This window comes from Clostridium sp. B9 (assembly GCF_050509515.1).
In the GTDB taxonomy this organism is placed as follows: Bacteria; Bacillota; Clostridia; order Clostridiales; family Clostridiaceae; genus Sarcina.
Genome location: NZ_JBNWKA010000003.1, coordinates 1,394,242 through 1,417,866, shown reverse-complemented (window position 1 = coordinate 1,417,866; position 23,625 = coordinate 1,394,242). Strand labels below are relative to the sequence as shown.

Here is a 23,625-nt window from a genome sequence, read left to right as displayed (position 1 = left end):
AAAAGAGCAATATTAAAAATATTGCTCTTTTCAATCTTGATCTAAATTACTTTTTATATATCTTTGACTGCACATTTCTCTAACGGCACAATACATACATGTTATCTTCTCACTTATTGCTAATGGATTCACTTTATTTTCCCATATAACCTTTCTATTTTCTCTAGGAAACTTATTCTCAAAATTATCTTCTATATCATTCTTAGAAAGCTTACCCCAATCTTCATTTTTTTCACATTTATGATTATCTTCTTTTAAAAACTTAATTGTTGTTCCCCTAAATTTACCTTTTTCTATATTTGAATACTGAGGTAATAATATTAATAATTTATCCAATATCTCTTTTCTTCTCTCATAATTCACTTCATATTTTTTTAATATATTATAAAACAAATGACTTATTGAATGCTCTACTAAAAAATTGTCACTATAAACCTCTAAATCATCGTTAACTCTATAATAGAATCCTCTTAACGGACAATACTTAGTATGTATAACTCTAGTATTATACTTCTTTTTTTCTTTTAATTTATACGATTTTAAATCTATATTTCTCTTAACATTCTCAATATTTTTTTCTTTTGTATCTTTAAGTACTTCAACATTATTCCCTCTAAGAAAGACCTCATAAAAATGAGCATTGTTCTTATCTTTTTCTAACCTAGAAATTATTTTATTTACTGGTGACTTTAAAAGCAACCAAAATACATATCTTCCTATTAAAGCATTATCTCTAAGTAATATTATTTGTCTATCAATTATTTTTTTATTTTCTAAATTTTTTTTATTATTCTTTATTAATTCAAGTTTCTTTATATTTAAGAATATAGAACCAACATTCTTTTTATTTGGAAAATTATCTCTATCAAAGTCAGTTATTATTATATCTGTAATTTCATTACTTATAGATTCTATTGAATCTATAGGAAAAAGATTAACTATATAGTTGCTTTTCTCTTCTTCCTCTACATCATTTATATAAAAATTTATCGCTTCATTTAAATATTTATTACTTATGCTTATATTTATTTTCCTATTTCTCTTTAATATAATCTCTTTTATTTTTTTTAACAATTCACAGACTATTAAGTTATCCTCTTCTAAAATCACATTATTTTCTATAATATTCTTAAGATTTTTTAAATGATTTTCTATTTCTAAATCATAATCATCAGCTACAAATATGGTATTGGTTATTTCATGTATTTTATTTATTATATTGTTAATTTCATCTAATATAACTGGTTCAATAGAAAAAGGACCATAATACTCTTTTAATTCTTTATATTTACATCCTTTTATATTTTTTTTTAATAAATTTAATCTCTCAATAAACTCATTGAATGTTTTACAATCAATAAAATAGTTTGAAATAAGTTTTAACTCTTCTAAAAATAATTTTGAACTAGTTCCATTATCACTTTTTAATATTCCTGTTTCAAAAATCTTACAAAAAGAATCTATATTAAATACTATTTCTCTTCTCCTTCTATCCCACATTGAATATATTTCATTTAGAAAAACACCTATTGGATAAAACTTAATTGATATTTTATTATTTTTATTGAATTGTCCTCCAAAAACAGACAATCTATCAATAAGCAAACTGCTATTAACAGCGTATATATTATTGTTATCCTTTATAATGTCTTTATTATATCTATTTAAATCATCATAAATTTTTATTTTTATGTTTTCTGATTTATGAATATCCTTTATTGAATTAACTAATTTATTATCTAACTTCTTTGCAAAAATTTGATATAATTTATCATTATCCTTTTCAAAATCACCAATACTATCTATATTATAAGAATTGAAAGTTTTAAAAATTATTTCATTAACTTTTTTATTATTTTTATCCAAACATATTAAAGGTGTAATTTTAAAACCACATTTATTTAACAACTGAAATATTATCTCCTGCATAGGAGTAATGTAATAAAACCCTTGTATATATATTTCAATATTTTTGTCAAATATCCCATCATAACTATCTCCAAGAACTTTTTTTGCTACATTATTTAAATCATCTTTAAACCTTTTAATATTTTTGTTGTAATTATAGATTTTTATATCAAAATCTATAAAATTTTCTTCTATATAAAGAATTTTCATTATATCTAAAAATAAGTTTTCTTCATCATTCAATGAAAATTTTTCATAATCATCTATTTCAATTCCTAATTCCTTATAAGATTTTATCGTATAATAAATTTCATTAGATAATTTCGAAAATCTCTTTTTTAAACTTTCATTTTCAATATTATCTAAAAATTTACGTACTTCAACAATATTGCTATATTGTTTTTCTTTATTCTTCCACCCTTCAAAAATATTATCTATTATCTCATTTATAGAAATACTTTTTACTTTTAAAACTTTATTTAAAATCTTACTAGTATCTCTGTATGCTGTTATTATAAAAGAAATCTTGTTTTTTTCATCTAAAAATCTTAAATCTTCTAATTGATTATATGCTATTAATCTATCCATCCTATTCTCCTAACAAATTTGCTCTTTTTAACAATGCACCATGTGTACCATCTTTTAAATATTTATCATATAAAATATATAAATTGTTCTTTGCTCTTGTCATTGCAACATATAGTAAATTTATTTCATCAGCTTCTGTCCTTATAAACTCTTTTTCTTTGCTAATTTCATAATTATTATTTTTAATAAACTTACTTTTTGCATGATTTTTATAACAAATTCCAATATTATTATCATCTATTATCAAATCAACAATTTTATTACTATCAATATCTTGATTTGCAAAATCTTTATCATATTTATTATCAGCTACTAGTATAACTGTATCAAACTCAAGACCTTTGGTAGAATGAAAAGTACTAATTACAACTTTACTTTCTGCATTTAATTCTTCAGAATTCTTAGTTTCTTTATCTGAATTCATACTTACTACTAAAAACTCCTCTATTTCACTAAATGTTGTACACCCTTTCTTTATCAAATCTTCTGTAATAATATTCAAATCTTTTTGGTAATTCTCATTGTCATTCCTAAAAGAACTATCATATATTATGTCTGTTAGAATAGTTAAAGCTGTTTTTTTATCACTTATGAACTTATTTATATTGAACTTTAAATCATCTATTAAACCTAAATCATACTCAGTCACTAAAGTCTTAGAATCTATTCCTAAATCAAAATCACAGTAACCAGTTTCAAGTAATTGTAATCTGTATATTCTATTTTTAGGATATAAAATGTAGCGTACTAAGTTTAATAAATCTCTAGTAGCATCTGACTGATATAGTGATCCTCCTCTTTCTAAATCGCATGATATTTTCTGTTGTTTTAATTCTTTAAAAACTTTATTAGCTTCATAATTGTTCCTAACTAAAATCGCTATTCTATTTTCTTTATTATTTTTATTTATTTTCCTTTTTTCTTCTATTTGAGAAAGTTCATTTTTAACTATTCCGGCTAATTGATGATATTTATTATTATAAGTTGATTTAATTTTTTTAATTTTCATACCACCTAAATTATTGCTATTTAACTCTTTGTAATCATCACCTTTTAAATTCTTAAATGTACTATTTATCTCTTCTAGAATTTCTTTCTTAGTTCTATAATTTTCAATCAAATTTAAATCTAAATCAGATATTTCTTTGAAGTTATTCATAGATTCAGGGTCTGCATTTCTAAACCTATATATTGCTTGAAGATTATCACCAACAGCAAAAATTTTTCCTCCTGTCAATTCCAAAACATTTCTTATAATTTCAAATTGAATATCCGATGTATCTTGGCATTCGTCTATGAACACGTATTTATATTTTGTTATTTTTTCTGCAAAATCAGCATTATATAAAAACATATTGCTTAATTTATAATTTATATCACTCATCATAACTTTATCATTATCAACTAATTCATCAAATAATTCGTTTGAAATCTTTTCACAAACCAAAGTCAATAAATCCACCAAATTTTTTACTCTTTGATCAGAATCTAAATTATCAATATTAAAATCTTTGATTCTGCTAATATCAATCTTTTCATTTGTAACTATATCTCTTATTATTTTAGTTAAATCAACTAAATAAACTCCATACTCATTTTCAGTTAATTTAGATTTTTCAAATTTACTTTTTATAATATCTTCTATAAATTTCTTTAACTTTTCATTTAGTGAACATATAGATACGTTATTTGAATATCCATACCATCCTCCTAACTCTCCAAGAAGTGTTAAAAAATACTTATGTAATGTACATATTTTTAAATTATTTATATTTTCTAAGAGCTCTAAAACTCTTAAATTCCCAGTCAACTCCCATCTACTTATAAGCTCATTGTATATTTTTTCATATATATCATCAGCTGCATTATTAGTAAATGTAGTAACTAATATATCTTCAAGTTCACATTCATTACTAAGTAATAAATTTAATATAGTCTCTATCGTTGTTGTTGTTTTACCAGTTCCTGCTCCTGCATTTATAAGTAAATTAATATCTTTTGAATGGTTTGATGCAATATACTGTGGATAATTAAAACTATTAATATTTTCTAAAAATCTTAATTCATCAATTGGCGTTTCTCTATCTATCCTTTTAAATCCACACTCAAAATTATGCTTATATATTCTAATAAGTTTATTATTTAATTCGTTATTCCTTAAAAACTCATTAATTAGTATTTCATCATCAGCATGATAAAATATATTTATAGTCATTCCTTTTAAAAATTCATCTTGCAACTCATTCAAAAAGTCTTCGCTAAATATAAAATTCCTATTTAGTATATATATCATTTAATTACACTCCTAAAATTCTTTACATTTTTCAATTAATTCTTTTCTACTCAAAATATTAACTGTAGATTCTTCCTCTGGACAATCTTCATAATCCATTGAATTGCTAGCATAATTATAAGATCCTATTAAATAAAATCTATCTATTATTGCAATTTTCTTATGTGTATTTACTTCATGTACTGAAAATTTTTCATACTTGTTCAACTCATATTCTAATTTAAGCATAAGATTTTTAGTTTTTTTATATCTTTTATCATCACTATTAGATTTTATACCAAAATTTATTCTAACTTCCACACCACGATTTAAAGCCCTAATGATAGCATTCTTGTAATAATTAAATGCATTTTCGTTAAACCAAGGACATTCTAAATATATTATATCTTGAGCTATGTTTATACTATCTAGAAGCCATAACTTTATATTATCTTTTTTTAAATACTTTACCTTGTCCCATTTCTCTCTATATTTTATAATATATTTCATTTTCTGATTATAAATATTTTCATGTGTAGGTTCTATATCTATTACAGTTCCTATTACTTTTATTTTTGTATCGTCTAAAGAAATATACCTTATAACCTCATTATAATTTTTAAATTTATCTGCAAACATAAAAATATATGTTTTTTCTTCATAAGAATCTTTATAAATATTGTCTTCTAAAATATATCTGATATTTTTACCGATAATAAGATCTCTATCTTCTAATAAACTTAACACTAGACATTTTATCTTTTCATCCGGGAAAACTACTACTACGTTCTCTGTATCATCAATTCTTACTAAATTATATATTAAAATATTTATCAGCTTATTAAAATCACTATTTGAATAATATACTGTACTCATTTTATTCTCCTCACAAAAAAATTAATAATATCATTTATTATAATACCATAATTTATAGTTAAATTTATTTATTATACCAATTCTTGTATTTCAAGTTAAAATTTAATATTTGTAAACATTTATCCTTAATATAAAACTATAATTTAATTATACACTCAAACTTTCTTTAGTATTAACACCAATAAATTTCTCTAAAATACTATCTAGCTCATACTTACTCTCATAAAACATATCACACTTACATCCCCATTTTTTCTTTTTCCAATAGTATACTGCCTTTTCATATCCCATCTCTAAAACTTTCTCTGGAACTTTTGCTGCTTTATTAAAGGTGTATGTTTCCTCTAGATTTTCTTTACTTATCCTATCTTCCTTATATACTGCTCTATTCCCTTTCATTCCTTCAATGCATTTTATTATTTCTTCCCTTCTTCCTTTTATCTTTATATAATTATCACACCAGTTAGGCATATTATTTTCCTCTATTCTTTTATTTCTTAATCATAAAATCACATCCCTAACTATATCATGATCCATAAAATAGAAAAAGGAACTATTAAGTTTTATCCTACTTAACAATCCCTTTATTATAAAATATTTATAAATACATCCTTGAAAGATTTTTATATTTAATAACTTCATTCTCAATATATTTATCATATAACTTATCTTTACTATAAAAAACATCAAATAAGCTATCCTTTTTTAAAGCATCAACTTCATATATTTTTTCTATTTTAAGGCTATTATTATTTTCTACTAAAATAATCTCATACACATATTGTTCTTTGCTTTCTTCACTTCGTCCAACTAAATTAAAACTTCTATCATAGTTAAACAAAACTTTTAATTTATTATCTTCACCCTTACATATTTCTTTTACATCAATATCAAAATTTACATTTCTTTTTTCAAAGTTTCTTTTCAAGTTTACTAAAAATCGCTTTTCATATATATAAATTAACCTCTCATCATTTTTAGTAAAGAAACTCCCTACATTAGATGTATCAAGAAATTCTCCTATATCATTATTAAAATTTTCAATCCTAAAAAAGTTTTTTAATAAAGTCTCTATATTTTCTTCTAAATTAGTATCCTTTATAGTTATATACTTTTCACTTTTATTAGCTATAAATATTTTTCCTAATACAAGCCCTATTATTATTAAAATAATTACATTACGAAAGATCTTTTTCCTCTTGCTTTTATTCTCCACTTTTCTCTCCCTAAATTATCTATATTAATAAATTAAACTTTCAAGTATTTTTATAATAAAATCTAAAACCATTTTCATAGCCCTTTCTTCAACTATTCCAATAGAATCTCTAGGTCCATTATGAACTGTGCTCATAAATTCTGGTGGATTAGGTATAAGTTCCTTTGTTGGAACTATATTTTCACATTCTAGCTTAATTAATTTTTGTATTATAGCTACATCACTTTTAGGAACAACTCCAATAGATATATTAGGTATTCCTTTATTTTCAAAACTTCTATCATCAGATTCTGGAGTTCTTTTTATAATTTCAATATATTCTTTGTCTAATAACTCTTCACTTAATATCTTTTTCTCTTTCATTATCTCTAAGTTCTTTTCAGGACCAATTAGCATAATATCTCCAAATCCACAGGTGTCAATATTAATCATTGCCGATATATTCTCTATTTTAGTGCTAATAATATATTGCTCACTTCCCCTATCCTCATATTCTTCTCTATCAAAGAACACAATATCAATAGGTATTCCTACCCTATTTATTTTAAGATATTTTGCAATTTCTATTAAAATACTAACTCCTGAACCATTATCATTTGCTCCACAGCTTCCATCAATATTATCATAATGAGCACCAATAACTAACTTAGGAATGTCTATTTCATTATTAAATGAAACAATTATATTACTAACAAAGTGACTTCCTATTTTCTCATTTTGTATCTTATACTCAATATTGTTTTTCATAAGTATATTTTCTAGAGCTTCCCTTCGCTCTTCCACATGAATTTTTGAAATTTCTCTTATATTTCCTAACATAAATCCCCCTAAAATTAATATCTAAAGTTATTTTAACACAAAAGCCTATAACTGTAATTTAATTACAATTATATGCTTTTAAATTTATTTCAACTTATTTTTCTTATTATTAATCTTATGTTCCACTCTTCTAACTTCCTTTTTAAAATACTCTGAATTATATTGTGGTTCATTTTGAAGTATCTCTGCTAGTAACCATTTATTATTTCTATATACAAATTTCCAATACTCCTTTCCATCCTCTATGGATTTGCTTCCTTCAACAACAACTTTTTTATTTCCCCTTGATTCTATTATGTAATCTTTCATGGAAAAATTAATCTCAACCCATAAAAAGCCTTCAAATTCCTCATTTCCTTTAAAATAGGCTTGTATTATTCCATAACTAAACTTTATGTTTTTTAATATGTTTCTTCTATTTTTATTTCTCATATCCTCCAAAAGATTAGTATGTTCAGTATATAATTCATCTGTAAGCAAGTTGGAGACTTCCTCATATTTGTCGTTTGTCCAAGCTTTCTGAACCTTATAGAAATTATCTTCAATCATTAAATTAATATTATCAAACTTCCAATTAGGATTACTTTCTCCTATTTCATCTAACTCCTCTTTATATTTTCTTTTCTCTTTTCTTAAAGATACTAAACCATATGCTATTAAGAATGTAAAACCTCCTAAAAGCAGAAAATCAAATATTTTAAAGTTACCGCCACTAGAACTTCCTGAACTACCATGAGAACCACCATGACCACCACCATGACCTCCACCAGCTCTTGCATACGCAATATTAGCTGGTAATAAAATCAACATAAATAATAAAACTATAACTACTAACTTTTTAACTTTCTTCATTCTTATAACTTACCTCATTTGTTTTATTTTAAAACTCTGTTTTAAAACATAATTTTGATTTCTAGACATAGATTAAGTTAAATTTGAAGATATATCTGGAAATCAACCAATAATTAAAACAAAACTATTTTTGTATAATTTATTTAATTTTTCTATTTTACCCCAAATAATATACACGCAAAGGATTATCATGATAACAATAAATAAAGTGCTTCCCATTATTAACCCCTCCTTAGTGACATCTATCTTAGTAAGTAAAAAATACCCTGTATATAATAGTATTAATTTTGTATAGAACTATAAACCATTTTTAATAAGAAAAGTCTAAAACACCTTCTAAAATCAACATATATCTAAAACTTATTCCAAGCATATTATTAAAGTTATAGCTCTTTTCTAAATCTCTCTAAACTTTTCTAATCTTATATTCCCTTCGTCATCAACTTCTCTAACTCCATCCTTAAAGTCATATCCAAACTTCCTATAGAATTCACAGCCAGTAATTGATGCAGGAATCTCAACTCTTCTTGCTCTCAAAAAGTACTCATCCTTCTCTAATGTTTCTATTATCCTTCTACCTATTCCTTGTCCATGTAACTCTGGTTTAACAAATATAGTTAACAGAATGCTTTCCTCTTCACTTCCCCAGAAGCTTGATATTGCACCTACTCCAACTACTTCCCCATCTACACATACAACATACATATGAGCATAGCTACTAACAAACAAAACCTTTTCTTCATTATAAACTTTAGCTAATTCCTCCATCTCCTCTTTAGGATAATCCTTTATATTAACTTCTAAAAAGTTTCTTTTTATTAATTCTGCTACATTTTTTGCATCTTCATTTCTAAATCTTCTTATACATAAATTCTCCATATAAACACCTCTCCAAAGACTTCAAAACCATTTATTACGCCACAATTTTTAATATCTATATTCTAATAAGTCTTTTACACTTTCAAATATCTTAATTAATCTTTTTAGCCTTTTACTAAATTATCCTCATTAATTCACTTTACTACACTTAAACATTTTTACAGAACTATATATAATTATTGGAAGCATAACCACTTCTATAATCCCTAGCCCTCTTCTCACCATATCTGATAATCCAATCCCAAACATTGAAGAAAAACTATTTATAATCTCTATAATAAAGATTATAAGCAAACTACTTCCCCATATGATTTTATTCTTCTTACTATTCATCCTTTGTAACCTCCCAATAATATTAATTAAATAACTCTTACTTTATTATTCTGTAGCTGTACAAACTAACATATATCCACCACGTGCCATCCTAACTTCAACTTCATATATTGTATTTCCCATCTTAAAAGATACTGGAGTTTCTCTCCTTATAAATTCAACTTCTCCTTTTTCCTTTAAAATAGTCTCACATATAACTTCTGAAGATGGATACTCTACTGAATTCTCTAAATCAACATCAAAACTTTTTCTAAACATTTTCCACATAAAACTCGTCCCCTTTTATTTTTTAGATTTAATTCTCTATATATAAACCGATATCCACTTGGAATAGAATATTTTTAGCAATTAATTATTTAAATTATACTCCATAAATGTATTATAATTCCACATAAAAAGATGAGAACATTAATAATATTTGAACATCATGTTAATTCTTGTTAAAATATGTTTATAATTACAATCTTAAGGAGGTACTACAATTTGACATTAGAAAAAATCAACCTAAAAGAACTAATAAAAAGTATTCTATTCCTATTCTTAATCTTGATAAAAGCTGAAATATTATCAGCCCTAATTTCTGTGCCCTTCTATTTAATAGGTGATCAAGTGCTAGTCCAAAGATTTGGTCTAAGTAATATTGATACTTTACTAGAAATGTTCTACTCATGTTTAACTCAGGTATTATCAATATTTTTCTTTTATAAAATTTATAAGAATAAAGGCTTTAACCTAATTAAGAGTAAAGAAAATCTAAATCTAAAAACTCTAGGAGAATTTTCAATAATAACTATTGGTGCTATAATTTTTGATTATCTTTGGATATCCTTAGTAACATTTTTATCTACATACTCTTCATTTTTTAAAAATAACCTAATAGAGTTAAACAACTCAATGAGTATTCTTGATGAAAATTTCCTATTTGCACTTATCTCAGCTGTAATTCTTGCTCCACTAATGGAAGAGCTAATCTTTAGAGGAATTATATTTAATGAAGCTGAAAAATATAAAAAAGGAGCCTTTCCAATCATAGTATCAGCTATATTATTTGGACTACTTCATATAAATCCACTTCATATTGTTGCTGCATCATTTTCTGGAATCATACTAGGCATTGTTTATAGCAAAACTCGCTCACTAAAAATAACAATATTTATGCATGCCCTAAACAATCTGCTATCTTGCTTCCCTGAAAGCTTTGATACAGCCATATTAATTTTATCAGTAATTTGCTTTATACCGATGATATATTTCCTAATAAAGCTTTATAAACCAAAGAATACTTCTAAAGTTCAAAGTAGTACTACACTTTAACTCAAAAATAACCATAGCCAATAAAAGGTGTTAAGTTTATAGGCTATGGTTTAATCCAGTTTTTATTTCAATTGTAGATAAAAAATATAATTAAAAGCAATTAAAACATAATAATATTTAATAAAAATTGAAATTCACTTAAACTTTATTAATACATACTTACAATTACATATTACAGGAGGAATACCCTTGACTTCATCTAGAATACGACTACTAAAGTTAATAAGAAATTTTATAGTGCTTTTTATAATTTTTAAGGCTACAGAACCCTTAGCCCACATAATATTTATACCAATTGATAATCTATTAAACAAAATACTTCCTTCAAATCTATCTAAGGAAAGCTATGATAACTTAAAACATATTTTTCTTATGTTTACTTATCAAATTTTCTCAATTTTCGTCTTTTATATAGTCTATAGACTAAAAGGCTACAACAGAATAAAGAGAAGAATAAAACTGAACTTAAAAACTTTTATTCAATTTGCAATAATAACATTTGGTTCTACTATACTTTCTGCCATTTGGATTGTATTAGTACTCATTCTTTCAAAGTTTTTTGCAGTTTTCAGAAATAGTTTAAATGCTTTAAATAGTTCCTTCAGTTTTCTTAATGAAAATATATATCTAACATTTATTTCAGCAGTAATTCTAGCTCCAATAATGGAAGAGTTATTTTTTAGAGGGATTGTATTTAATGAAGCTTCAAAGTACAAGAAGGGAGCATTCCCAATAATAGTCTCTGGCTTATTATTTGGACTAGTTCATATGCACCCAATACAAATTGTCTATGCATCAATCTTTGGAATTATATTAGGGCTTGTTTACAACAAAACACATTCACTTACAATCACAATATTTATGCATATGCTAGCTAACTTATCAGGTTTAGCACAAGGAAACTTAAAATTTTTCTTATGCCTATTCCCTGGTATTTGTTTTTTCCCAATGATATCTTTACTAAAAAATCTCTATAAACCACAGAAAAATGGACAAAGCTATAAAAACAACTTACAAAACTAATTCCACCTATAACAAAAAGCCCCACACATTACGAAACCTCATAATATGTGGGACTTTTTTAAATTTATCCTCTGCTCTAAACCATAATTAACCTCTAAATATATAACTAGAAATCCCCCATCTAAAACAAAGCCCTAACTATTATTCTGGAATAGACAATAGAAACTCTTTGCGAAATTAAGTCAGGTCTGAAGATATATCTATAAAGCAACCATCACCTAAAACAGTCATTATTTTAAAATAAAGCTTTCAAGCTCTTCTTTACTAATAGGTCTTGAGAAATAATATCCTTGGAAAAAGTCACATTCTATATTAACTAAAGCTCTAAACTGTTCTTCTGTTTCAACACCTTCAACAACAACCTTAAAATCTAATTCATGACCAATATCCTTTATACTATTTATTATTCCATAATTATTTTGAGCTGCATCATCTAATATACTTTTATCTATTTTTAATGACCCACCTTTAAATTTCTTTAAATAAGAAAATGAGGTGTATCCTGTTCCAAAATCATCTAAAGATAAACTAAAGCCCATCTCTCTTAGCTTATTAAGATTTTTAATAGATGTTTCATCCTCTTCAATCATTACAGATTCAGTTATTTCAATACATAAGTTCTTTGGACTTATATAATTTATATCAACAATGTTTTTCACATTATCAGCAAAACCTTTTTCTAAAAGCTGAATTGAAGAAACATTTATATTTACAACTAAATCCTTATTTTTCTTAATAAGATTTCTAATATCACCACAAACAGTATCAAATATCCAATACCCAATTTTTATAATCTCTCTATTTTTCTCTGCAATTTCTATAAATTCCATAGGAGGAACAAATCCAAGACTTTCATTCTTCCATCTTATTAAAGCCTCAGCCTTATTAACCTTTCCTTCCCTGTCCACAATAGGTTGATACATCATGAAAAGTTCATTTTTATCAATTGCCTTATTAAGTTCCATAGATATAAAATCTCTTCTTTCAATCTCCTTATAAACATCCTTATCAAAGAAACCTAACTTATAAAACACACCTTTCTTCTTATTTGTGTACATCATATAGTCACTTTTCTTTATTAAAGTTTTAATATCTTTTCCATCCTTAGGATAAACAGCAACACCAGCTGAAAAACTAATTTCTAACCCATATCTTAATAGCTTTTTATGTTCGATAATCTTTAGTATTTTCTTTTCATAAAAATCTCTAAGCTCATCATCATTTACAAAGTCTCTATAAAGAATTATAAATTCATCCCCAGATACTCTTGTTAAAACTCCCCTATCCCCTATTAACTTAGATAATTCATAAGAAAACTCTTGCAAGAAATTATCTCCTACAGGGTGACCATACATATCATTTATATTCTTAAATTTATTCAAATCAATAAATATAAGTGCAAAACTACTTCCCTTCTCAACTTCCTTATCAAAAATCTCCTCTAACCCTTTTCTACTTGGAAGTTTTGTAAGAGAATCATAGAAAATATACTCCTTAGCTTTCTCATTAATAGCTGAATCAAAGGCACCAACTATAAAATCTAACTGATCAAAACCTTTTTTATTTTCAAACTCTTTTTCATCATACTCATTTATTTGATGAAGAATTTTCTTAAGCTTAGAAATATTATTAATTAGTGGATTTAAAGCTCTTCTCTTAATAATCCAAAAAGCCCCAATAGTAAATAAACTAAATATTGATAATATAATTAAGTTTGCCTTACTAGTATCATTCATAACCTGATGTATTAATGTCTTCTTCTTATTAAAATCGAAGATAAAGTCATTAGATTTAACAATTAAGCTATTTTTATTTTTACTTATGTCCTCATAACTTTTTATTCCATCATTATTATAATACATACCATTTGGAAGTTTTACATATATCTTAACAACCCCTCTTTGTCCATAAAGCTCTTCCATATATTTAGTGAAATTATCCATATAAGCATTTAAAACTACACACCCTATTATTTTATCATTAGAATTCTTTATAAAAGAAACTACTGAAAGAGTTTCTCTATTATTATAAATATCCTTATGTACAGGAGTAATGATTACTTTTTTACCCTTTAAATCTTCTTCATATGCATACTTATACCAAGGTCTACTTTTCATATCAAACTCAGCATAATACCCCTTGCTACTGTAAAGTTCCATTTCATTATTGTCAACAACATCTATATCTTCTACAAAACTTGTTGAATTTACTAGCCCTTCTGCATACTTTATATGAGTTTTTATTTCCTCTTCTTTAGTTCTATAGTTACCATTCTCCTCAATAAGCTTTATAATCTGAGGGTCACTTGCAAAATCTTCAACTAACCTTTTAAGACCATTAAATGTACTTTCGGTTAAAGTTTGAATTTCTTCACTATAGTTTTCACACACTTGTTTATTTACATTTTCCACAACAACCCTAGACCAAATATATCCTATAATATTTAAGGAAATAATCAATACTAAAATTAAAGTAAAAAACAACTTTAATAATTTTTCTATCTTCACAAAAATATCCTCCCAAATAAACTATATCTATTAAAAATTTATTCACACTCCGTTAATAAACATTATATCACCATTAATCATATTTTTCTTGTATTTACATTTATTTACACCAATTACTAATTTCCCAATATATTTACCTCTATTTTTTAAGCAACCAAATTTGAACTTCTTGTCAATACTTGCTAAAATATGTTTATAATTACAATCTCAAGTTAATTTTGTGATTATTTACATGCAAAATAGATTATAATATAGATATCAATTATATTTAAAGGAAAGTAAAAGCTATGTATAACAATATCAAAAATATTTTAAAAGAAAACAACATAAACTTTGAAGAATATGATCATGAACCTATTCTGTCATTTAAGACAGCAAAAGAGGTAAGAGATAGATTACAATATACTGGTGTAGAAAGCAAAAGTTTATTTATAAAAGACAAGTCTGGAAATTACTACATATTTGTAACTACAGAAGAGAAAAAACTTGATTCAAAAGTTGTAAAAAATATTATAGGTAAAAAAGTCTCTCTCTGTTCTGGTGAAGAACTAATGCAGATAACACACTGTGTACCTGGCTGTGTATCACCTTTTGGATATAAAGAAAACATCTCCCTTATAGTAGATGAAGATATTTTTAATCATGATAAAATAATTTTCTCACCAGGAGTGCCAGAAAAGACATTTATTATTACATCTAATGAATTTAGAGAAGTACTAAACAATTTAAATAATACAGTTTATAAATACATACTAAATGAGTAACGATCTTGACTTTATCTAGAATAATACTTTAAATACAAGAAAGAGAGAAACAAAACCATGTATTTTCACATTTATATTATTATTGGAATACTTCTAATAATACTTTCAGCAATTCTATATAACACTTATAGCAAAAAGAAATACTTAAAAAGCCTAAATGAAACCTTTGGCGATTCACCTAAAGACTTCCTTGATGATTTTGACATGAGTTTTCTTAAACATTACTACAAACTACGTAAGGATAATGAACCCTTTAATGAATCAATTGATGAATTAACATGGAATGATCTAGATATGGATATAGTTTTTAAACGCCTAAACTATACTAAAACAACCTTAGGTGAATCCTATTTATACTATAAACTTAGAGAAATTAACTATAATAAAAGTGACTGGAAAATAATAGAGAAACTATCTAATGTGTTTACTAATAATGAAAAGCTTAGAAATGAGATTACCCTACTACTTCAAAGCATAGGAAAACTTAATGATTTTAACTTAACTAATTTCATATATAATCCAACCTTTGTAAAGATAAAAGGCTATTTAAAATATCCAATTTTAACTCTAGCCCTAGTTTTTTCAGCAGCTCTCTCTTTTATTTATCCAAAGATTGGACTACCACTTTCATTCATATTCCTATGCACAAACATACTTATTTACCAAAGTGCGAAGGTATTTTTAGATGATAAATTTAAACCAATGACATATCTTCTAAGCAATATAAACCTTTGTAGAAAGCTTACTAAGATAAAGTCAGAGGATTTTTCATTCTTTAGAGATATAATTAAAACTAACCTAAATCCTATTAAGGATTTAAACAAGGTAAGATTTTATAGCAGTAGCTTTAAAAAGAAAACACCTTCATTCACAGACATAGATATTATAAATGATTACATAAAGATGATTTTCATGGTAGACATAATATCCTATGAAAACTCAGCTAAATTCCTTGAAAAGAACAAAGACAATCTATTTCAAGTTTATGACCTAGTAGCCAAGCTAGACTTTGCCCTAAACCTTGCTTATTATAGAAAAAGTCTTTCTCAGTATGTTCTTCCTGAATTTACCCCAAGGGATGACATAGAACTAGAAAACCTATATCATCCACTAATTAAAAATCCAGTTAAGAACTCAATCATCATAAATGACAATCTACTATTTACAGGCTCCAATGCCTCTGGTAAATCAGCCTTCATAAAGGCAATAGCTCTAAACTGCATACTAGCTCAAAGCTTAAATACTGCTCTTTGTTCAAAATATAAATGCAGATTTTCTAAGATAATAACATCTATGGCAATAAAGGACAACATACTCTCTGGAGATAGCTACTTTATGGCAGAAATAAAAAGTCTAAAAAGGTTACTAGACTCACTAAATGGAAACTTGCCAGTCTTAGCTTTTATAGATGAAATCCTAAAAGGGACAAACACCCTCGAAAGAATTTCAGCCTCAGCATCCATACTAAACTATGGAAAAACTACTAATGCAAAACTCTTAGTAGCAACCCATGATATGGAGCTAACCAAAATCTTAAGTGGCTATACCAACTATCACTTTAGTGAAAAAGTAACAGAAGATGGAGTAACCTTTGACTACAAGCTAAAAAAAGGGCCCTCAAAAACAAGAAATGCTCTTAGACTCCTAAAGACACTAAACTTCCATGATGACATAGTCTCTAGAGCAAATTCTATATACCAAGACTTCCTAACCACAGAAAAGTGGACAAAACTATAAATTTAGCTTTATTCCATTATAAATTTAGCTTTATTCCATTATATATTTCACTTTATTATATATATTTCACATTATTTCATTATATATAAAGTTCTAGTTAACATTTATCCCTTAGCTCTCTTTTAAGAGCATCTTGTATTTAACAGTATAAAGACTTTATTAGCTCTTATACATAAGGTAAAATATCATATATAAGATAATATTTTGCAATATGTAACTTTGAACTACTAACAATTTTTAAAATAATGCTATGTTCTAAACCAGTGTTGATTTCTAGATATAGCTAAAAATCAACACTTACTTAAAACATAGCCTAAAATAAATATGAAAGGAAAAGTTGCCAAATATACTTCTATAAGTTTTAGGCAACAAAAAACTCACATGAATGGACTAAATAATAAATTTAATATAAAGTATTTAATAATCTTCACAATACTAGGTCTTATATCTGGTCTAGTATATGACAAACTACCACTTTACTTAGGTGTTAGTATAGCCATTGGACTTGGCTTAGATATCTCATCCTCAAAGAAAGACAAATCAAAATAAAAAGAGATTATATCAAATAACTTGTTAATAAAATTTATAAACAGTATGAAGAGAATATCTAGATAAGCTTTAGAATTTAAGTTATTATGGAGAAGATATTACGTTAAGAAGCTGAGGCTGTTCGAAGCGAAGCAAGTTTCTAAGCTTTAGTAATATCTTTGGAATAATAACTATAAATTCTTAGCGAAATCTAGTAACTCTCTGAATATGTTTATAAATTTTATTATTAAGTTATAATATAATCTCTTTACTTAAATTAACTAAAAAGCACCTTCTAAAATCTTACGACTTACTTCTAAAGTTATTTCACCCTTTTCACCTATAGCAGTCATATTATGCTCTTCTAAAGCCTTAACTAAGTCATCAATACTTTCCTTCTTAACTCCATAATCACCTAGTCTAGTTTTGATTCCTAAACTTTCAAAAAACTCTCTTGTCTTATCTATAGCAAGGTCTATTCTCTCTTCCTTACTTCCTTCAGTTATTCCAAATACTCTCTCTCCATATTGTAATAACTTTTCACCCTTACTTTCTCTCATAACATTCCAAAGTGATGGAAGTATTACTGCAAGAGTTTTTCCATGGTCTATTCCAAACATAGCAGTTAACTCATGTCCTATCATGTGCACAGCCCAATCTTGAGGAACTCCTGCACCAATTAGTCCATTTAGTCCCATAGTTGCACACCAAACCAAGTTTGCTCTTAAATCATAATCTGTTGGATTATCTATTGTTTTTCTACCAATCTCTATTAATGTTAAAAGAATTCCCTCTGCTGCTCTGTCCTGGAATCTTCCCTCTGCTGGATAAGTCACATACTGCTCAAGAACATGAACATAAGTATCTACAATACCATTTGCAACTTGAGTTTCTGGTAAAGTATAAGTTAATGTTGGATCTAAGAATGAGAATTTAGGAAATACTAATGGACTACCAAATCCTCTCTTACCAACCTTAGAAGTAATAACTCCCCCACTATTCATTTCTGAACCTGTAGCAGGTAAAGTACAAACTGTTCCTAAAGGAATAGCCTTAGTAATCTTTCTAGTAGCAGTTCTATCTCTTAATAAATCTAATGCATCCCCTTCATAAGAAGCAGCTAAAGATATAAACTTAGTTCCATCCATAACAGAACCCCCACCTACAGCTAAAAGAAAATCAATATTTTCAGCTTTAACTACCTCTACAGCTTTCATTAAAGTATCAAATCTTGGGTTTGGCTCTATACCTGAAAACTCAACAACTTTTCTTTCCTTTAATCCAGCTAACACCTTGTCTAGAGTACCAAACTTCTTAACGCTACCTCCCCCATAAGTTACAAGAACCTTTGCCTCTTTTGGAATTACATCATCTAACTCATCTAATCTATCTTTTCCAAATATTATTTTTGTTGGATTGCAAAAATCAAAATTATACATATATAATCTCCTCTCAAAATTTACTCTTTACATCCTTATAAAATATATTTTAAACAATATTTCTTCTCTATTCTATAAAAATATATGACCAATAACTTTTTATAATTCTAGCCCTATTCTACAAAATCTATTTTAACTTTTCATACTCCTCATCACTTACTTCTTCTAACCACTCATTACTAGCACCTTCTGCTGGCACTTCTATAGCTAAATGAGCAAACCAACTATCCTTTGTAGCCCCATGCCAATGCTTTACTTCAGGTGCAATATTAACAACATCTCCAGCCTTTAATTTTCTTGGCTCCTTTCCCCACTCTTGGTACCAACCTTCGCCAGCTGTTACAAGTAGTATCTGCCCACCTTTATGGTGTACATGCCAATTATTTCTACAACTTGGTTCAAATGTTACATTACCTATAACTATTTGCTCAAGAGAAAGCATGTTTAAATAACTCTGTCCTTTAAAGTATTTTGCAAACATATCATTTTTATCTCCCATTGGGAATACACTTAATTCTTTCATCTCTTAATACCATCCTTCTAAAATCTATTTTTCTGTATACACTTCTTTTGCCATTGTCATAGCTGCCCATGCTTTAGGCCATCCTGCATAAAAAGCAGCTTGAGTTATAATTTCAACTATTTCTTCTTTTGTTACCCCATTATTCTTAGCATTTGATATATGGAACCTTAGTGATCCATCTAATATTCCACTAGCTATCAAAGCTGTAACTGTAACAATACTTCTATCTCTAAGAGAAAGCTTGTCTTCTCTTGACCAAACTTCTCCAAATAACACATCATCATTTAGTCTTGCAAATTCTGGAGCAAATTCTCCAAGTTGATCCCTTCCTGCTGTAACTTTAATCATAATATCCTTCTCCTTTTCATTGTTGTACCTTACACTGAATACACATATGACCATGTACAATTATCTTTAATAATATTTCAAAAAAATAATGAAGTCTCTTCATATCTCACAATGTTAATCACTTTATGTCTATAATAAAATTATATATAAAGCAAAATTGAATATGAATCTCCCATATGTTAAAATAGTTTCAACTTAAAGTTAAAACTAAGGAGGTATTTTTAATGTTTCATCCTCAGATTAATACATTCCTATGTGTTGTGGAATGTGGTAGTTTAAATAAAGCATCAGAAAAATTATATATATCTGCAACAGCTGTAATGAAACAGATGAATCTACTTGAAGAAAGACTTGGAATAAAATTAATCATAAGAAATTCAAAAGGTATAGTCATAACAAAGGCTGGTAAATCTCTATATGATGACCTTATTAGACTAAAAAAGGAAGCAAGCAAATCAATTAAGAAGGCTCAAAAAATAGAGCAAGGTGAAAAAAATATAATAAGAGTTGGAACTTCTATACTAAATCCCTGCAATCCTTTTATGGATTTATGGTATAGCGTAAGCAATAAGTTTCCAGAATTTCAAGTTGAAATAGTACCCTTTGATGATAACCATGAAAACATATTAGGAGTTATTGAGGAACTTGGTAATAAGTTTGATTTTATAATTGGAGTATGCGACTCTAAAAAATGGCTTAATAGATGCAATTTTTATCAGCTTGGATATTACAGAAAAATGGTTGCTGTCCCTATAGGACATCCCCTTTCAAATAAAAAAACTCTAAATTTAAGTGACCTTTATGATGAAAAACTCATAATGGTAAAAGAAGGTGACTCTCCTTTAAATGATTTCTTAAGACATGATTTAAAGCAGAATCACCCAAGAATAATTATTGAAGATACAGACTACTTTTATGATATGAATGTCTTCAATAGATGTTTAAAAGAAAACTGCTTGCTACTTAATATAGAATGTTGGAGTGATGTTCACCCCTCTCTTATTTCAATACCTGTTAATTGGGACTACTCAATACCTTATGGTATATTACACTCACTTAATCCCTCAGAAAATGTTAAAAGATTTTTAGATATGATAAAAACGATCTAATTTAAAAATCAGTCTAATTTAAATATTGATAACATTAAAAATATAAAAGCTCCACACATTATGATTTTTCACAATGTATGGAACTTTTGTATTTTTCTTAAATAAGAATATTCTCTGTAGTTTTATATAAATTTCTTAAGTTCCTCCAGGCTAATAGGTTTTGAGAAGTAATATCCTTGGAAATAATCACATCCTATGTTCACCAAAGTTTCAAACTGTTCCGCTCTCTCAACACCCTCAACAACTATCTTAAAGTCAAGTTCATGCCCAATATCCTTTATGCTATTAATAATACCATATTCATTTTGTTCAGCATCATCCAATATGCTCTTATCTATTTTCAATGAACCTCCCTTAAATTTTTTCAAATATGAAAATGAAGTATATCCTGTACCAAAATCATCTAAAGATAATTTAAATCCCCAAGCCTTTAAAAGGTTAAGATTTCTTATTGAAGTCTCCTCTTCCTCTATCATTACAGATTCAGTGATTTCTATACATATATTCTCATATCTAACTTCATGTTTCTCTACTATATTCTTAATCCTATACGAAAAATCTCTCTCTAGTAGTTGAATTGATGAAACATTGATATTCACAACAAAATCTTTATTCTTTTTAATAAATTCTTTCATATCAGCACAGACAGTATCAAATATCCAGTATCCAATTTTTATTATATCTCTATTTTTTTCTGCAATACCTATAAACTCCTTAGGAGGTACAAAACCAAAAGTTTTACTGTTCCATCTTACCAAAGCCTCTACCTTCTTAACGCTTCTATTCTTATCAACAATAGGTTGATAAGCCATAAAGAACTCATCCTCTTCTATAGCTCTGCCAAGCTCCATAGCCATAATATCTTTTCTTTCTATCTCCTTAAATACTTTATAATCAAAAAAAGCTAACTCATCAAATATTCCCTTTTTCTTGTTTGTGTACATCATATAGTCACTCTTCTTCATAAGAGTATTTAAATCTTTTCCATCCTTTGGATAAACAGCTACTCCAGCAGAAAAAGAAACATCTAAATCACCATTAAGCAATTTTATATTTTTAAAAGCTCCCTTTATATCACTTTTGTAAAATCCCTTTAGCTCCTTATTGCTTGAAAAATCCTTATATAAAATTATAAACTCATCTCCAGATATTCTAAATAAAGTTCCTCTTTTACTAACAGCCTGTGACATCTTTTCTGCAAATTCCTTCAAAAAGTTATCTCCTACTAAATGGCCATAAACATCATTTATATTCTTAAACTTATTTAAATCTATAAATATCAGTGCAAAACTCTTTCCTTTTTCAACCTCTTTATCAAAAATTTCTTCTAATCCCTTCCTATTTAATATCTTTGTAAGTGGATCAAAGAATATATACTCTCTTGCCTTCTCATTAATAGCAGAATCAAAGGCATTAACAATAAAATCTAACTGATCAAATCCCTTTTTATCTTCAAATTCCTTTTCATCATATTGATTTAATTGTTTCAAAAGCCTTTTCAATTTAGAGATATTCTTTAAAAGAGGATTCAAAGTCTTATTTTTAATAATTTTAAATGAAATAATGGTAAATAGAATGAATAAAAAAAACATAAATTCATTTGACTTGTTTATATTACTCATTACATCATAAATAAGTGTCTTTTTCTTATCAAAATCAAAGACTAGATTTTTTCTTTTAATAATAACATCATCACTATTCTCTATCTCTTTTAAAGTTTTTGTTCCTTCACTGTGATTATAGTATTTGCCATCTGGAAGTTCTATATATATGGTTACTCCTCCATTTTGCTCATAAAGTTTTTCCATATATTCAGTAAATGTATCCATATATACATTTAATAAAACGCATCCTATAATATCTCCATTTGAATTTTTTATAAATGAGACTATGGATATGGTTTCTCTGTTGTTAAATAAATCCTTATGTATAGGTGTAGTGATCACATTTTCACCTTTAAGACTCTCCTCATATGCTTCATTAAACCAAGGTCTAGTTTTCATATCAAACTTAGCATAATACCCTTTGCTGCTATAGAGTTCATTTTCCTTAGAATCTACAACATCTATAGATTCTGCAAAGCTTGTAGCTATTAATAATCCTTGAGCATATCTAATACTTTTTTTAATTTCTTCTTCCTTCTCAGTGTAATTATCATCACCCTCTATAAGAGCTATTATCTTAGGGTCGCTTGCAAAATCCTGTACTAGTTCTTCAAGCCCCTTAAAAGTATTTGTAGTTAAACTTTCTGTCTGTTCGCTATTATTTAAACAAACTTTTTCAGTTATATTTCTGACAATGGCTCTTGACCAAAAATAATCTATTACAATCAAAGAAACTATTAGTATTAAAATTAATCCAAAAAACTTCCTCAATGATTTCTCTATTTCCAAAAATACTCCCCCTCATACTTATAATTATATTTTCTATTTTTAAACATTATTAACACTTTATTGATATTATTATAGCATTTCTCTTGCCAAAACAACTTAAACAAAGTATTTCATATTTTCAAAAAAATAAGATAAAAATATGAAAAAGGAGAATTTTTTTCTCTTTTTTTATGTACAATGTCATAATTCAATCTAAA

General features: G+C 26.7%; 21 protein-coding genes. 6 read left to right on the top strand and 15 right to left on the bottom strand.

The features are described from left to right. Nucleotides 1-30 precede the first annotated feature (30 nt). The 10 genes from ACQZHJ_RS06400 to ACQZHJ_RS06355 form a co-directional block, all read right to left on the bottom strand. Nucleotides 31-2,496, bottom strand: a complete 2,466-nt coding sequence (locus ACQZHJ_RS06400; protein WP_430484712.1) for a hypothetical protein — start codon at nt 2,494-2,496, stop codon at nt 31-33. Nucleotide 2,497: 1 nt separating this feature from the next. Then, entirely contained in the window at nt 2,498-4,789 is a 2,292-nt protein-coding gene (locus tag ACQZHJ_RS06395) for a UvrD-helicase domain-containing protein (protein ID WP_430484711.1), read from the bottom strand. Nucleotides 4,790-4,801: 12 nt separating this feature from the next. Next, complete coding sequence (locus ACQZHJ_RS06390; RefSeq protein ID WP_430484710.1) at nt 4,802-5,644, bottom strand: phospholipase D-like domain-containing protein; 843 nt, start codon at nt 5,642-5,644, stop codon at nt 4,802-4,804. A gap of 147 nt (nt 5,645-5,791) precedes the next feature. Beyond that, a complete protein-coding gene (locus ACQZHJ_RS06385; protein WP_430484709.1) occupies nt 5,792-6,115 on the bottom strand; it encodes a hypothetical protein in 324 nt (107 codons plus the stop codon). Nucleotides 6,116-6,242: 127 nt separating this feature from the next. Continuing rightward, nucleotides 6,243-6,860, bottom strand: coding sequence for a hypothetical protein (locus ACQZHJ_RS06380; RefSeq protein ID WP_430484708.1), 618 nt, complete (start codon nt 6,858-6,860; stop codon nt 6,243-6,245). A 24-nt stretch (nt 6,861-6,884) separates the two neighbouring features. Then, on the bottom strand, nt 6,885-7,679 hold the full coding sequence (locus tag ACQZHJ_RS06375; protein WP_430484707.1) for a M28 family metallopeptidase: 795 nt from the start codon (nt 7,677-7,679) through the stop codon (nt 6,885-6,887). Nucleotides 7,680-7,763: 84 nt separating this feature from the next. Then, nucleotides 7,764-8,531, bottom strand: a complete 768-nt coding sequence (locus ACQZHJ_RS06370; protein WP_430484706.1) for a Tim44 domain-containing protein — start codon at nt 8,529-8,531, stop codon at nt 7,764-7,766. A 396-nt stretch (nt 8,532-8,927) separates the two neighbouring features. Beyond that, nucleotides 8,928-9,410, bottom strand: coding sequence for a GNAT family N-acetyltransferase (locus ACQZHJ_RS06365; RefSeq protein WP_430484705.1), 483 nt, complete (start codon nt 9,408-9,410; stop codon nt 8,928-8,930). A 129-nt stretch (nt 9,411-9,539) separates the two neighbouring features. After that, nucleotides 9,540-9,743: a hypothetical protein gene (locus tag ACQZHJ_RS06360; protein ID WP_430484704.1), complete on the bottom strand. Its 204-nt coding sequence runs from the start codon at nt 9,741-9,743 to the stop codon at nt 9,540-9,542. A 45-nt stretch (nt 9,744-9,788) separates the two neighbouring features. Then, the gene (locus tag ACQZHJ_RS06355) at nt 9,789-10,010 is read right to left on the bottom strand and encodes a DUF4318 domain-containing protein (RefSeq protein WP_430484703.1); all 222 of its coding nucleotides are present in this window, start codon (nt 10,008-10,010) and stop codon (nt 9,789-9,791) included. A gap of 216 nt (nt 10,011-10,226) precedes the next feature. On the opposite strand from ACQZHJ_RS06355, the gene ACQZHJ_RS06350 reads away from it, so the two are divergent. Further along, nucleotides 10,227-11,057 (top strand): CPBP family intramembrane glutamic endopeptidase, encoded by an 831-nt coding sequence (locus ACQZHJ_RS06350; protein ID WP_430484702.1) that lies wholly within the window; start codon nt 10,227-10,229, stop codon nt 11,055-11,057. A gap of 189 nt (nt 11,058-11,246) precedes the next feature. Continuing rightward, nucleotides 11,247-12,080 (top strand): CPBP family intramembrane glutamic endopeptidase, encoded by an 834-nt coding sequence (locus ACQZHJ_RS06345; RefSeq protein ID WP_430484701.1) that lies wholly within the window; start codon nt 11,247-11,249, stop codon nt 12,078-12,080. A 230-nt stretch (nt 12,081-12,310) separates the two neighbouring features. Here the strand turns inward: ACQZHJ_RS06345 and ACQZHJ_RS06340 are convergent, their stop codons facing one another. Beyond that, the gene (locus tag ACQZHJ_RS06340; RefSeq protein WP_430484700.1) at nt 12,311-14,587 is read right to left on the bottom strand and encodes a bifunctional diguanylate cyclase/phosphodiesterase; all 2,277 of its coding nucleotides are present in this window, start codon (nt 14,585-14,587) and stop codon (nt 12,311-12,313) included. A 287-nt stretch (nt 14,588-14,874) separates the two neighbouring features. On the opposite strand from ACQZHJ_RS06340, the gene ACQZHJ_RS06335 reads away from it, so the two are divergent. From ACQZHJ_RS06335 to ACQZHJ_RS06325, 3 genes are all read left to right on the top strand, one after another. Beyond that, a complete protein-coding gene (locus ACQZHJ_RS06335) occupies nt 14,875-15,351 on the top strand; it encodes a YbaK/EbsC family protein (RefSeq protein ID WP_430484699.1) in 477 nt (158 codons plus the stop codon). Between the two features lie 57 nt (nt 15,352-15,408). Further along, nucleotides 15,409-17,088 (top strand): MutS-related protein, encoded by a 1,680-nt coding sequence (locus ACQZHJ_RS06330; RefSeq protein ID WP_430484698.1) that lies wholly within the window; start codon nt 15,409-15,411, stop codon nt 17,086-17,088. 381 nt (nt 17,089-17,469) lie between these two features. Continuing rightward, nucleotides 17,470-17,637 carry a hypothetical protein gene (locus ACQZHJ_RS06325; RefSeq protein WP_430484697.1) on the top strand — a complete coding sequence of 56 codons (168 nt, stop codon included), beginning with the start codon at nt 17,470-17,472 and terminating at the stop codon, nt 17,635-17,637. Between the two features lie 260 nt (nt 17,638-17,897). On the opposite strand, the gene ACQZHJ_RS06320 is transcribed toward ACQZHJ_RS06325, so the two are convergent. The 3 genes from ACQZHJ_RS06320 to ACQZHJ_RS06310 form a co-directional block, all read right to left on the bottom strand. Beyond that, entirely contained in the window at nt 17,898-19,055 is a 1,158-nt protein-coding gene (locus ACQZHJ_RS06320) for an iron-containing alcohol dehydrogenase (RefSeq protein WP_430484696.1), read from the bottom strand. A gap of 127 nt (nt 19,056-19,182) precedes the next feature. Then, entirely contained in the window at nt 19,183-19,578 is a 396-nt protein-coding gene (locus ACQZHJ_RS06315) for a cupin domain-containing protein (RefSeq protein ID WP_430484695.1), read from the bottom strand. A gap of 24 nt (nt 19,579-19,602) precedes the next feature. Continuing rightward, nucleotides 19,603-19,926, bottom strand: a complete 324-nt coding sequence (locus ACQZHJ_RS06310; protein WP_430484694.1) for a carboxymuconolactone decarboxylase family protein — start codon at nt 19,924-19,926, stop codon at nt 19,603-19,605. Nucleotides 19,927-20,150: 224 nt separating this feature from the next. Between ACQZHJ_RS06310 and ACQZHJ_RS06305 the strand changes: the two genes are divergently transcribed. Further along, the gene (locus ACQZHJ_RS06305) at nt 20,151-21,035 is read left to right on the top strand and encodes a LysR family transcriptional regulator (protein ID WP_430484693.1); all 885 of its coding nucleotides are present in this window, start codon (nt 20,151-20,153) and stop codon (nt 21,033-21,035) included. A gap of 122 nt (nt 21,036-21,157) precedes the next feature. On the opposite strand, the gene ACQZHJ_RS06300 is transcribed toward ACQZHJ_RS06305, so the two are convergent. Then, nucleotides 21,158-23,428: a bifunctional diguanylate cyclase/phosphodiesterase gene (locus ACQZHJ_RS06300; RefSeq protein ID WP_430484692.1), complete on the bottom strand. Its 2,271-nt coding sequence runs from the start codon at nt 23,426-23,428 to the stop codon at nt 21,158-21,160. Nucleotides 23,429-23,625: the final 197 nt, after the last annotated feature.